The following is a 12,348-nucleotide window of genomic DNA, read 5'->3' as shown; positions in this document are numbered from 1 at the left end:
TAAAAATACTTTATCTTAAACCGTGTGTCAGCAATAAATCAAAACAAGGAGGAAATGTAATGAGATGGGACAAAATAGGTATTAAACGCATATCGGCTCTCGGTCTGACGGCGGTTTGGGGGACGATTCTGCTGGCAGGATGCGGCAGCGGCGGCAGCAGTAACAACGGAGGCGCTCCCGCCGCAAACGCCGGCGCGCCGGCAAGCAGCGCTTCGGAAGCGGCGGCCAGCCCCGGGAGTACGGCGTCTGAAACCATATCCCCGGGCGGTCCGTCAGGCAATTTTGTATATGTGGTCAACCGGGGCTCCAACGACGTACAGGTAATCGATCCGGAGAAAAAAACGGTTACGGCCACAATTCCGGTCGGCCAGGACCCGACATACGATCAGGTGACGCCGGACGGGAAATATTTGTACGTCGCAAACAGCCAATCAAACGATGTGTCGATTATCGATACGGCATCGAACAAGGTGGTCAAAACCGTGCCGGTCGGCAAAACCCCGAAGGGCGTCAATTTTACGCCGGACGGAAAATGGGCATACATCGTCAACGAAGGCGCGAGCACCGTCACGATCATTGATATGGCATCGATGCAGGCGGTTGCAACCGTCAAGACGGGCAATACCCCGCATAACAGCGTATCCAGCCCGGACAGCCGTTACGTCTACGTAACCGATACGGGATCGAACGCCGTAACCGTTATCGACGCCATGACGAAGAAGGTCGTGCGCACCATCGAAGGCGTCGATTCCCTGCCGCACAACCTGACCATTACCCAGGACGGTAAAACGCTCTTCGTCACGCTGACGCAATCGGACGCAATCGGCGTGATCGATTTGGCTGAAGGCAAAATGATCGGAACGATTCCAGTCGGCAAGGGCCACCACGTCATCGACCTTACGCCGGACGGGAAGCGCGCCTATGTATCCGGAGTCGGCGTCGACTATACTGCCGTCATCGACGTGGCAAGCCGCAAGATGACCGGCAAGGTGCAGGTCGGCAAAGCGCCACACGGCACGGCCGTTTCGCCGGATGGCAAGACGGTGTACGTCGGCGTAAGCGGTGAAAACAAGCTGGCCGTCATCGATACGGCCACCAATCAGGTGACCGCCACGATCCCGACGGACAAGGTGCCGTTCTTCGTCGCCGTCTGGGGAAGCCATGGCAGCGTGAACCGGCAGGACGCCGATATGATGAAGTCTCCCGATGGCATGGATCACAATGCAATGGCTGGTATGAACGACAGCGGTACGGACGCGGGTTCCGCTTCCGCCTCCGCCTCTACTTCTCCCCTGCTGTCCAAGGACGATACATGGGACTACGATTTCCGGGAAGCGGGAGACTATGCGGTCGTCTGCGACATTCACCCTGATATGGTCATGTCGGTCAAGGTGGAGAAAGGAGCGCCGGGCGGCGCAAAGACGGTCGAGCTGAAAAACGAATCGTTCCAGCCGAACGCGCTGACTGTTATTGCCGGTACGAAGATTACGTTTAAAAACGACGATTCCGACGCGCATAACGTTGACATTCAGAAGAAATAGTCCGGAAGCCGCAATATAGGTGGCGGAAAGGATTTCTGCCGCCTTCCGTTGAATAAGTTTACCGGTTGAAAATAAGGCTCGTGGAGGAAGATCATCTGGAAACGCTTGTACTGAATGGGCCCGTCTTGCTTGTGGACGACGACGAGGCAATCGTATCGTTCTTGAAGGCGTATCTGGAAGCGCTCGGCTGCAGAATCGTGACGGCGTCGAACGGCCGGGAAGCGCTGGACGCCGTAAATAAGATAAGTCCTGCGTTCATTATTCTCGATCTGATGATGCCGTTCATGGACGGCTATGCCGCCTGCGAGGAAATCCGCAAATTGAGCGGGGCCCCCATCCTGATGCTGACGGCCAAAATGGACGAGGATGATAAAGTCCGGGGGCTGCTTGCCGGCGCGGACGATTATTTGACGAAGCCGTTCAGCCCCCGGGAACTGGCTGCCCGCATGCAGGCGATTTTAAGGAGGATTTCCGGAAGCCGGGAGCACTTCCGCCGCATCCGGGTGGCGGATTTCGAGTATGACGAGGAGAGGCACCATTTCTCATGGAAGGGAACGCCGCTTTATTTTACGTTTCAGGAAGCGAAGATTTTGATCCATTTGGCGGAAAACAAAACTCGCATTCTGACGCGCGAGCAGCTGCTCGAGGTGCTGTATCCGGCTGGCGACAGCGAGGTAACGGACCGGATCATCGACGTTCACATCGGCAATATCCGGCACAAATTTCGGGCGATCGACTCCGCTTTCGACTTGATCATAACGTGCCGAGGAATCGGCTACAGCATGAAAGAGGAGCCGTATGAAAATTAAACTGCTGTACAAATTGCTCGCCATCAACGCGATTGTCGTGATCGCGCTTGCCGCCGGCATCACGATCGGCTTCCGGCAGTACGTGCTGACGCTGATCGAACAAAACCGGATGATGGTCTATCAGGACTTTCTTATGTTTCGTCAGGCGGCAGGCCAATACCTGCTCTTCACCAGCCTGATCGTCGTGCCGCTGGCGCTGCTGTTCTGCTGGGCGGTCACCCGCGCGATCGTCAGGCCGCTGATCCAGATGCGCAAGCTATCCGAACAGATCGCCAGAGGCGACTACCAGGTGCGGCTTGACGTGACGACCCGGGACGAGATCGGCGAGTTGGCCCGGTCGTTCAATGACATGAGCGCCGAGCTGGCGCGGATCGAGATGCTTCGCCGCAATCTGGTCGCCGACGTCGCCCACGAGCTGCGCACCCCCCTGTCAACGGTTCGCGGATACACCGAAGCGATGAAGGACGGCGTTCTCCCCGCCAGCCCCGAACTTCTCGAGAAGGCCTACCTGGAGGTGGAACGGCTGGTCCGGCTCGTCGAGGGCCTGCACCTGCTTTCGATGATCGAAGGCGACCTGTGCCGCCGCACGGCGGAAGAGCCGGCCGAGCTGACCGGAATTGTACGGGAGCTGGCGGATTTGTTTCTGCACGGTCTGCGCGGGAAATCCATTCGCTTCCGTTTGGACCTGCCGGACTCACCCTGCTGGACGACGCTGGGGAAAATCCGGGCCGGCCAGGTGTTCCGGAACCTGTTCGACAATGCGGTCCGGTATACACCGGCGGGCGAAAACGTAACATTGACCGCGACCGTAGATAAAAATACGCTGCGGATATCGGTTACGAATACCGGCGTCGAGATTCCCGGCGACAGCATGCCTTATCTTTTCGAGCGGTTCTACCGCGTGGACGCCTCGCGCTCGCTAGCGAGCGGAGGCACCGGAATTGGTCTTGCGATCGTGCGCGATATCGTGACCGGATCCGGCGGCAAGGTTTGGGCGGTCAGCGGGCGGCAGCAGACGGCTTTCCATGTGGAGCTGCCGCTTGTTCCGCCGCCGGATGGGGCGCAATCGCCTTCAGCGTCTCCCGAACTTTAATAACCGGGCACATCGCAGTACGACCGGTCGGCGGCGCCTGCCGACGCGATGCCTTGGACGATGCAAAGCCCCCAGTTTGCCAGACAACGGGGGCTTTTGCCATGCACGGGCTGATGATATGAACTTTCATCTTTGGTACGGTTCAGCATATCGCTCTTAAGGCGAAATTCCATTAATTGCACTCGATAATAACGGCATTCAGCCTTAGGTCCGAATGCCGTTATTATCTGAGGCTTTTAGCGAATTTTCGCCAGAATGACTTGAATTACATGCCCCATTCCGGTATGAAATAGGCCTTCGTCTCTCCTTTGTTCTCCGTAGAAGAAATGCAGAACCTCGTACCCGCTTGCCCACGCCAGTACATCTTCAGGACAATAAAGCAAATCAACTGCTTTAGGGCCGCCTGTTTGATACCGAATCTGCTCTTCCGAGTAAACCTCCATCATGACAATACCGCCTAGTTTCACGACGGAGAGCAATTTGTCAAACACCTTTCTTTGTTCCGCTTTTGGGAAGTGACCAAACACCATAATGGCGCCGTCATAAACTTCTGAAGGCACTGGATCATACAGCAAGTCCTTTTTCTCGGTTACCACCTTTACTTGGAATCGTTCCGCCAGCTTTTCTGTTTTCTTCAATCCATTCTCAGCATAATCCCATGCCGTCACCTGATATCCTTGCCTTGCCAGAAATACGGCGTTTCTGCCTTCTCCTTCCGCAAACGCCACGATCCGCTTCCCATTGAACCGGTGTGCTTGGGCTTCAATAAAAGCGTTGGGTTGCTCGCCATACGCGTACTCGTCCGCTTCGAATCGTTTATTCCACTGATCCTTCATCTTAACAGCTCCTAACTTTTTTAACTTTACATTACTTCGCTATTGGTCTGACCAATGTTATCCCAATCGTGCCGTAAATCCAAAACATTAGGGATCCCGGTTGCTTGGTTATACGTTTGAACCCAAATCAAAGTAGATTTATCAGGGTTATTTAAGGTCTCCACCATAGCCAACTGCTCAACAGCTATGTAGAGAACGCTTTGACCCGGATGATGAAATCTCCCACCAGATGACAACCCAACCTCGGGGGCGTGCATCCTCAATTTTTTTTGCATACTGCTTCAATCCCTATTATAGGGCTCTTCTTCAGCAATCCGAAACCATTTCTCACCACTTATATTTATTTATTCCATCTGGCGACGATAAAGCCTGCTTTATTTTTTAAGGATGATTGGGAAAGTCTCTTCTCCAATTCAAGTGCTTGGATTTCACTTTCGAAATTTCCCGGGGTTATATATAAACCATATCGAAAGAATCGAAGTGATTTTTTTCCCAAGATACAATAGTTTGTTCCGAATAAAATCGAGCATGGGCAAAGACTTCACCTACTTCTGGAGATGGATTCAGATGTTCAAGCAACGGTGGAATCGGTAATGCTGTTTCATTCTTTGAAGAATGAAATATCTGATAAAACTAGCTTTTCAAAAGAACAAGAATAATCACGATGGTTATCAACCCTCATAAAAAGTCCTCTGCTCTTTTCCATCTTTGCCTCCGCGATCCTGTTTACAATGACAAAAATAATGTATCCCTTTTTTTCCATAATAATCCGCGAATCGCGACAAGCAAAGCAAAGTGCGATGACTGACTTTAGTCAAAACCACATATCGAAAATCTCTTTACAATTAGCATCGAATAGGGGAGCTTTCATGAAAAAAATTCGGTATCAAATAGCAGTTATGGTCAGCTCAAGATCATCAATTCCAAAATGAGACAGGGATTTTACCAATGCCAGCTTCATCTTTTCCTTATTCCATGCTCGTTCTTTTCCCTCACCTATATTAATTACGATTTCCCCAAAATTTCCTTTAAAGTTAACAAGTTCGAGTGTCGCTGAAACTGGAAACGGGTTTTCGTATCCATCGTTCCGGGTTTTGAGTAACATGTTAATTGCCGTTATGCGCGGCGCACGAACGGAGGTTTTATTTAGATACTTTACTTCAAGGGGCACAAGCAATTCGTTTTGAAATAAATAAACCGTATAGGCTTCCACACTTGCTTGGTTATCTTCATTCGGCCGTTTTAATGCAACGGTTTGTTGATTTAAACGTTCGATTAGGTCAATGATATACTCTGTTTCTTGAAATTCTTCAATCCTGTAAAGTTCATTGCCTTGATAATCCAGGAACAAGCTTGTTGGATTTTTCTTGACACGATAGTGGTTGGTTATATCTGTCTGAACATCCACATAAACCGTTTCGAACTCAATTGCATCAAAAGTCCTTTTCACTTCACTCAGAACAGTTCCCATCGACCTTCCCGTGGGACATGCGCTTAAAGTAAAAAGAATAATTTTAGATACCTTTTGTTGTTCCATTTGCCTCTCCCCGTTTATTTTATTTTTGAAAAAGATTTTTTCATGATGTCGTAATTAATCGCTCCTTGATACTTATCCTGGATGATTCCTTGGGAATCGATAATATAGGAAGTCGGATAGGCAACGACCTTATAATTCTCAATTACGTTTCCTTTCTCATCTAATGCGACGGGAAATGTTAATCCGTAATCATGAACAAATTTCGGCACATCATCGGCCGATTTTTCCGTTTGGGTCAAATTTATGGCTAGAACAACGACATCTTTGCTTTTGAACTCTTCATAAAACTTCTCTATCTCAGGCATTTCCACACGACACGGCGGACACCAAGTGGCCCAAAAATTAACCAATATTTTTTTGCCGCGATAATCACTCAGCTTCACCTTTTTTCCTTCCAAAGACTGCAATTCAAAATCCGGAGCCTTGTTCCCAAGGCTAATTCCCTCTTGAAGGTTTGCTGTTTCTTGAATCTGATTCCCATAAGCGGAAGGTTCCTTTTTTGATTGATAATCATATACCCCCCAGATGATGAGCGCGATCAATGCAATTAAAGCAATGGCATTTTTCTTCATTATTGCACCACCTAATAAGATAATTGAGCTAACCATGCGCTGATTTTTTGAAACTGACCTGTAAACAAGAGCAATCCCATTACCACCATAATCCATCCGTTAATGACCGAAAGGTAGGGCAGTATTTTGTTAATTTTTTTTACAATGTTCAAAGAGTACGTTAAGAGTAAAGAAATAATTAAAAAGGGCACCCCGAGTCCTAGCGAATATACAGAAAGCAGAAAGATACCTTGATATAGTGTCTCGCTAGATCCCGCTAATAGAAGAATGGAGGATAAAGCAAGCCCTACACAAGGCGTCCACCCCGTCCCAAAGGCAAGTCCTAACAAAAACGAGCCTATATACCCCTTCTTTGAAATTTTCCCGCCGTCCCAACTTTTTTCAAACATCAGCGCTCGAATATTCAATACACGCGCCATTTGAAACCCAAATATAACGATGAAAAGACCGCTTATTTTTTCAACAAGATCACGGTAACCTGCTAGCGCCTGCCCGATCATGCTGGCCGATGCGCCCATGGCAACAAATACTGCACTAAAACCCAAAACGAACCAAACCGAGTGTAAAAACAATAAGCCTTTATCCGCTTGAATTTTATTCTGTTGTACAGTTGAACCGGTTAGATGTGAAACATAAGCCGGTATCAAGGGAAATACACATGGGGAAAAAAAAGACAGAAGTCCGGCAGTAATGGCTATCATCAGCGATACTTTCTCCAATGCACTTTCACCTCCTTCGCTTGTCCACAACACTAATAAGTCCCAGAAAAATCAATGATAACATCGCAAATATCAGCTGGGTTTCGGAAAATCCTGAAACCACAGTTGTTCGATTTTCATTGAGAAAGGAACTGAATATTTGAGCTAAGCTAAACCAAAGCAAGATCTGAAGATTAAAAGATAAGTTGTCTCTTTTTTTCTGTTTGAAAATCGCCCCTGCCAAGATCATGGATATAACAGCCGATGACACATGAAACTGCCACCCGTGGATATCGCCAATCAACATCAGTAGCTGATAGCTGCTGAACCCACAAAAAAAAGTAATAGCGGCAAACTCTATCATTGCAGCGACAGAAAGCAGATTTTTTCTCAAATTACTCCATAAATAGATCCCGCTTAATGCTCCTGCAAGCCACATCCCGTCTTCACCGCCATTGAAATAAATCAAAGAAAGCGGAGCTTTTATAACTGGGATGGGGTCAAAAACAATGATGCTAAATTTCCAAATGACGAGCCAGAGCAGAAGGGCGTTAGAAAATTTATCTTTCACAAAAGTCTGTACGGTTTGATATCCATTTAATCGAATGCTTAACCCGATATATCCGAATAAAACGGATAAGATGAGCATTATAAGATCGGTATTTAATAAAAATGGACCTAACTGCAAGGTTTTCACCTACACCTCCTCCCTTTTACCCATGCTATCTCCTGAATGTTAAGAATCGTTAAAGTAAAGCCGAGAACCCCCATATCATCTGCATATAAGAAAAGGCAGGTTTCATCAAGCAACCTGCCTTCGTTTTTATTTTTGTGCAACGATGATGTAATGTGACTCTGTAGGGAAAGTGAAATGAACGATTTGAAATCCACTGTCCTCAAAAGCTTTTTTCATATCGTCAGAATGAATACGATGTTCCAGCGGCGGTCCCTGCTCCATCGGCTTCTTTTCCCATTCCAAGCATAGGCATCGTCCGCCGGATTTTAAAACACGCCAGATTTCTTGCAGTCCCTTTGAGAGCAGTTCTACTTCATGTAATACAAAAGAGGCAATAATTTGATTGACTTGATCGTTATCCAACGGAATGTTTTCAATAGCCCCTTCAATTAGATCAATATTTTTTAAATGTTGCTCATCTATGCGTTGCTTCAAGACTTCAAGCATTTGCGGTTCTACGTCCAAAGCATAAACGGTTCCAGATGTAAGCTTTGCGGCTGGAAATGAAAAATATCCCGTTCCAGCCCCCATATCCAAAACAGTGTCATTCTCCTTAATTTCGAGCAAACTTAAGATTTTTTCTGGAGGCAATGCTTTTCTGCGCTCCGGACTATCCAATCTAGCCATCTTTACCGGATCAAAGCGACGTTCAGACATGCTGATCCCTCTCCTTTAACATTTTATAATCATTCCCTATCGTGTTCATTTCATCCATTTTTATCCTTGAGGAAACAAGGTATGGATGAATGATGTAGGGGTTAAAAAAACGTGTTACGGGTGATTAAAGATTGATTACGGGAAGTGTAAACCAAAAGGAATGATGCTTCCCATCGGTATTTACTCCTACTTCCCCTCCATGGCGCTCCACAATTTCTTTTACAATCGCAAGTCCTAGTCCGGAACCACCGGTTTCCCTATTTCTTGATGGTTCTAATCGGTAAAACCGTTCAAAGACTCGATTAGCCTTTTCAAAAGGAATCGCTCGTCCCGTATTATTGACCATGATCCTGTATTCCGTATCCGTAAGCTCTCCACGAATCTCGATCACCTCCCCTGTATTGTATTGAATCGCATTTTTTATGAGGTTATTTATGATTTGCTTGAACCCGATCGGATCGACTAAAACCGTTGCAAATGGCATGTTTAAAGAATAACGAATTTTCTTTTTTTTAAACTCCAATTCAAACTGCTGAATGCTTGTTTTGATGAAAGAAGGAACCTCTATTTGCCGTAATTCAGCTTCGTGTAATTTCTTTGCTTCCCAGGCAGAAAGTTGGTGCAATTGATCAACGAGCTTTACAAGATGTACAGATTCCTCATGCAACGAACGGTAAATTTCTTTGTTCCCTTCGATGATCCCTTCGCTTAACGCTTCAAGATAGCCGTTGATGTTGCTTAGTGGCGTGCGAAGATCATGTGAGATATCGCTTATCATTTGCTTGCGGCTTTCCTCCATTTGCTTTAAGGTTTGAACCATTTGATTAAAATCTCTTGTAAGCTGTCCAATTTCATCTGACGTTTGTACTTTTATGGGCTCCGGCTTTTTGCCTTTTGCTAACTCTCTGGTTGAAGCTGCTAATTTCCGAATCCGAATCACGATACGACGAGCAAAAAAATAATGGATAATGGCAGCAGCGGCAACGGCTAGGATGCTGGCTCGAATTAAATAATCCTGCATCGTGCTCTTAAAAAACTCTGGATTAATTTCATTTGACAACCTAGTTTGACTTACCAATAAACAAGCGAAATCTTTCACGGATACACCGGTTAACCAAATCACCACACCCATGACTAGCGCATTTATCAGGACTAATTTCCAAATGATGCTTTTTCTCCAAAAGCCTGAAAAATCCCCATTAAACCGCAACAAATCGATACCCCATTCCCCGAATGGTTTCAATGAAATCGGGCTTTCCGTTCAGCTCTTTAATCTTCTCCCGAAGCTTGCTTACGTGTACATCAATCGTTCTTTCCACTACAATTTTTTCATCGTTTGGGTAGAGCTCCTGAAGAATCTGATCTCTCGTTAAAATTTGATTGGGATGTCTCATAAAAAAATACAGCAAGCGAAATTCATGTTGGGTTAGCTGCAATGGCTGCCCGTTAACTTTCACTTCCCCTTTTAATGGTTTTATCGTAAGTCCTTTATAACTGATCTTGCTGCATCTTTGCGCAGTTCTCCTAAGCACTGTTTCGACCCTTGCCACTAGTTCCTGCGGGCTAAACGGCTTTGTGACATAATCGTCAGCTCCCATCTTCAAACCTTTGATTCGGTCTTCCGCCGTTACCTTAGCAGTGAGCATGATAATGGGTATATCGCTTTTGAGTTCTTCACGAATCCATGAGCATAATTCTTCTCCGGAAAGCCTCGGCATCATCAGATCCATCACAACAAAACAAGGATCATAGGTTTCAAAAACCTCTTTTGCTGCTAAGCCGTCCTCAGCATCCCATACTTCATATCCCGCTTTTTCTAAATAAATTTTCACTAAATTTCTGATCTTCGGGTCATCCTCAACGACCAATATCGATTTTCCTTTCAAAACAACCATATCTTCAGCTCCCTTAACTAAATCTAATTCTCCATTGTTAAGATTCATTAAAGCTATTCGTGATAATCACACTAATGTGTGATATTTAGCACAGCGTCCCTTTTATATATATCGTAACATCTAGATATAACGATACGAAAGAAGGCTGTTCCCATGGATAAACCAATAAAGGAGTTTGAAAAAAATGCTGAGCTTTTAAAAGTGCTAAGCCATCCCGTTCGATTATGTATTGTAAAAGCGCTTATTGAAAAAGAAAGCTGTTGACGCACAAGCTTTCGGAAAAGAAGGTGAAGACAAGCGCATCGATGTCATTTCCACCGTCATCCGTTTGAAATTAATTTAGTCATACAAAAAAGACCGATTAAGATTCAGTTATCGGTCTCTTTAACGTTTATTTTATAGACGGAATAGGAAGTCGGATAGTTGCTCCATTTCTGAAACATCGTTAGTTACATGATTCAAATCCGCGATATGTTCCGTTTCATTTCTGTTTTCAGAACTAAATTGATATTCATCTACGCGATCTTTTACTTCATAGTCGTCTGGCATTCACCCGTACCTCATTACATTCATATACTTTTATCAATACAGGAGATTAATCTTTGTTCAACATCCGCAGCAATACCTTGCAAGGAGCCGCTATCCACCATTCCAATTAAAGCCGTTGGTTTAGGTAGACCTATTTTTGTTTTCCCCTCGTCTTCATAAATTGTTATTTTACATGGCAAGAAATAACCGATAATGGAGTTTTCACTAAGCACGCGCTTTGCTTCGACGGGATTACAGACCTCTAGAATATGATACTTTTGTTCAAAATCAATTCCCTTTTGCTGCAGTTTTTCCTGCATGTCTAAGTGCCATAAGACACCGAATTTTTCTGCTTTTAAATTATTTTCCAGAGAAGCTATGGCTTCTTCTACAGTTTTATTTGTTTCAACCGTGTAATGAAACATTTTTAATCACCCTTCCATAAATTTCTTTATTTTCAATTCAACCGATCTTACACTATAATTCGTAGTATAATAATCGGATTTAGGGGGGTTGAATATGATGGCACTCTTAAATAAAATAACTCAAGAGAAATGCCCTATTTGTAATGAAACACTAAGCACTCATAAATCAAACATGCTTTTTTCGCATATCGTAAAATCGTGCCCCAATGAACATTACGAAAAGGAATTTATTTCTGCATTAGAGGGATATATCGAGCATTATAACGTTCCAACAAAATAAGTATGTGTAAACTAAAAGTAATTTATGTAAAAAAATCATTAGCTCAATTAGGCTAATGATTTTTGGTTTTATTTTGCTATTTTCCCTTTCCAGGACATAACGCCACCCTGGAGATGAGCAAGGTCATGAAATCCATTCTTTTGGAGGATCCGTGCAGCTTGTTTGCTTCTCATGCCGCTTCGACAATATAGAAATACCCTTTTGTCTTTTGGAATTTCGTGCAATCGGTTTTTTATTTGGGATAAAGGGATGTTTTTAGCGCCGGCAATATAACCTTGCTTTACTTCAATCGGTTCGCGCACATCAATCAGGATTTTATTCTGGTTTGTCTTCAATTCATTATGAAATTGATCTGGCATCAGATTTTTAAGACCTTTAACTCCAGCGAATCGTGAATAAACAAACCAGCTTAGAAAAGCAATGATCACGAGATTAAAAAGTAATTTATAATCCATATTTAAACCTCTTTTCTTATTAATGGCTTTTAACTAACAAATCAACCGCTTGCTTGACGATTTTATTCATATCTCTGCCGGCTTCTCTTTCCTCAATAATACATCTTTCGAGATTAATGGCAACGATGTAAGCAATCGCTCTATCCGCTGCACTTCTAACGGCAGATAATTGGGCTACGACATCTTTGCAAGGCTGTTCTTCCTCCATCATCTTTAAAACCCCGCGAATTTGGCCTTCCACGCGTTTCAATCTTCTTTTCACATCATCATCGTATTGCATTTTATC

At 45.0% G+C, this 12,348-nt stretch carries 17 protein-coding genes and 1 pseudogene; 4 read left to right on the top strand and 14 right to left on the bottom strand.

Annotation, left to right across the window (positions count from 1 at the left end):
• The first annotated feature begins 59 nt into the window (after positions 1-59).
• The 3 genes from O9H85_RS14940 (at position 60) to O9H85_RS14930 (ending at position 3,443) form a co-directional block, all read left to right on the top strand.
• The gene (locus O9H85_RS14940) at positions 60-1,541 is read left to right on the top strand and encodes a YVTN family beta-propeller repeat protein (protein ID WP_269882229.1); all 1,482 of its coding nucleotides are present in this window, start codon (positions 60-62) and stop codon (positions 1,539-1,541) included.
• A gap of 65 nt (positions 1,542-1,606) precedes the next feature.
• Positions 1,607-2,350, top strand: a complete 744-nt coding sequence (locus O9H85_RS14935) for a response regulator transcription factor (RefSeq protein WP_269882228.1) — start codon at positions 1,607-1,609, stop codon at positions 2,348-2,350.
• Entirely contained in the window at positions 2,340-3,443 is a 1,104-nt protein-coding gene (locus O9H85_RS14930) for a sensor histidine kinase (protein WP_269882227.1), read from the top strand. Before O9H85_RS14935 ends, O9H85_RS14930 begins: the two co-directional genes overlap by 11 nt.
• Here the strand turns inward: O9H85_RS14930 and O9H85_RS14925 are convergent.
• From O9H85_RS14925 to O9H85_RS14880, 10 genes are all read right to left on the bottom strand, one after another.
• Positions 3,440-3,616: a hypothetical protein gene (locus O9H85_RS14925; RefSeq protein WP_269882226.1), complete on the bottom strand. Its 177-nt coding sequence runs from the start codon at positions 3,614-3,616 to the stop codon at positions 3,440-3,442. The genes O9H85_RS14930 and O9H85_RS14925 overlap by 4 nt on opposite strands.
• A gap of 63 nt (positions 3,617-3,679) precedes the next feature.
• A complete protein-coding gene (locus O9H85_RS14920) occupies positions 3,680-4,279 on the bottom strand; it encodes a class I SAM-dependent methyltransferase (protein ID WP_269882225.1) in 600 nt (199 codons plus the stop codon).
• 26 nt (positions 4,280-4,305) lie between these two features.
• A complete protein-coding gene (locus O9H85_RS14915; protein ID WP_269882224.1) occupies positions 4,306-4,554 on the bottom strand; it encodes an RES family NAD+ phosphorylase in 249 nt (82 codons plus the stop codon).
• A gap of 611 nt (positions 4,555-5,165) precedes the next feature.
• On the bottom strand, positions 5,166-5,816 hold the full coding sequence (locus O9H85_RS14910) for a thioredoxin family protein (protein WP_269882223.1): 651 nt from the start codon (positions 5,814-5,816) through the stop codon (positions 5,166-5,168).
• Positions 5,817-5,830: 14 nt separating this feature from the next.
• Entirely contained in the window at positions 5,831-6,388 is a 558-nt protein-coding gene (locus O9H85_RS14905; RefSeq protein ID WP_269882222.1) for a peroxiredoxin family protein, read from the bottom strand.
• 11 nt (positions 6,389-6,399) lie between these two features.
• The gene (locus tag O9H85_RS14900; RefSeq protein WP_269882221.1) at positions 6,400-7,107 is read right to left on the bottom strand and encodes a cytochrome c biogenesis CcdA family protein; all 708 of its coding nucleotides are present in this window, start codon (positions 7,105-7,107) and stop codon (positions 6,400-6,402) included.
• 7 nt (positions 7,108-7,114) lie between these two features.
• Positions 7,115-7,783, bottom strand: a complete 669-nt coding sequence (locus tag O9H85_RS14895) for a hypothetical protein (protein ID WP_269882220.1) — start codon at positions 7,781-7,783, stop codon at positions 7,115-7,117.
• 126 nt (positions 7,784-7,909) lie between these two features.
• A complete protein-coding gene (locus tag O9H85_RS14890) occupies positions 7,910-8,479 on the bottom strand; it encodes a class I SAM-dependent methyltransferase (RefSeq protein ID WP_269882219.1) in 570 nt (189 codons plus the stop codon).
• Between the two features lie 124 nt (positions 8,480-8,603).
• Entirely contained in the window at positions 8,604-9,722 is a 1,119-nt protein-coding gene (locus tag O9H85_RS14885; RefSeq protein ID WP_269882218.1) for a sensor histidine kinase, read from the bottom strand.
• Positions 9,679-10,422 (bottom strand): response regulator transcription factor, encoded by a 744-nt coding sequence (locus O9H85_RS14880; protein WP_269882217.1) that lies wholly within the window; start codon positions 10,420-10,422, stop codon positions 9,679-9,681. The genes O9H85_RS14885 and O9H85_RS14880 overlap by 44 nt, the downstream gene beginning before the upstream one ends.
• Before the next feature lie 105 nt (positions 10,423-10,527).
• On the opposite strand from O9H85_RS14880, the pseudogene O9H85_RS14875 reads away from it, so the two are divergent.
• Positions 10,528-10,626 (top strand): annotated as a pseudogene (locus O9H85_RS14875) (ArsR/SmtB family transcription factor); the annotation flags it as partial.
• A 144-nt stretch (positions 10,627-10,770) separates the two neighbouring features.
• Here O9H85_RS14875 and O9H85_RS14870 read toward each other — a convergent pair.
• The 4 genes from O9H85_RS14870 to O9H85_RS14855 all read right to left on the bottom strand — a co-directional run bounded on the left by O9H85_RS14870 (position 10,771) and on the right by O9H85_RS14855 (position 12,342).
• A complete protein-coding gene (locus O9H85_RS14870) occupies positions 10,771-10,923 on the bottom strand; it encodes a hypothetical protein (protein WP_269882216.1) in 153 nt (50 codons plus the stop codon).
• A gap of 20 nt (positions 10,924-10,943) precedes the next feature.
• On the bottom strand, positions 10,944-11,327 hold the full coding sequence (locus tag O9H85_RS14865; RefSeq protein WP_269882215.1) for a DUF302 domain-containing protein: 384 nt from the start codon (positions 11,325-11,327) through the stop codon (positions 10,944-10,946).
• A 348-nt stretch (positions 11,328-11,675) separates the two neighbouring features.
• The gene (locus O9H85_RS14860; protein ID WP_269882214.1) at positions 11,676-12,062 is read right to left on the bottom strand and encodes a rhodanese-like domain-containing protein; all 387 of its coding nucleotides are present in this window, start codon (positions 12,060-12,062) and stop codon (positions 11,676-11,678) included.
• Between the two features lie 19 nt (positions 12,063-12,081).
• On the bottom strand, positions 12,082-12,342 hold the full coding sequence (locus O9H85_RS14855) for a metal-sensitive transcriptional regulator (RefSeq protein WP_269882213.1): 261 nt from the start codon (positions 12,340-12,342) through the stop codon (positions 12,082-12,084).
• Positions 12,343-12,348: the final 6 nt, after the last annotated feature.

The organism is Paenibacillus gyeongsangnamensis, assembly GCF_027533625.1.
GTDB lineage: Bacteria > Bacillota > Bacilli > Paenibacillales > NBRC-103111 > Paenibacillus_G > Paenibacillus_G gyeongsangnamensis.
The sequence above is the reverse complement of the archived record's forward strand: the minus strand, read 5'-3'. Positions and strand labels throughout refer to the sequence as shown.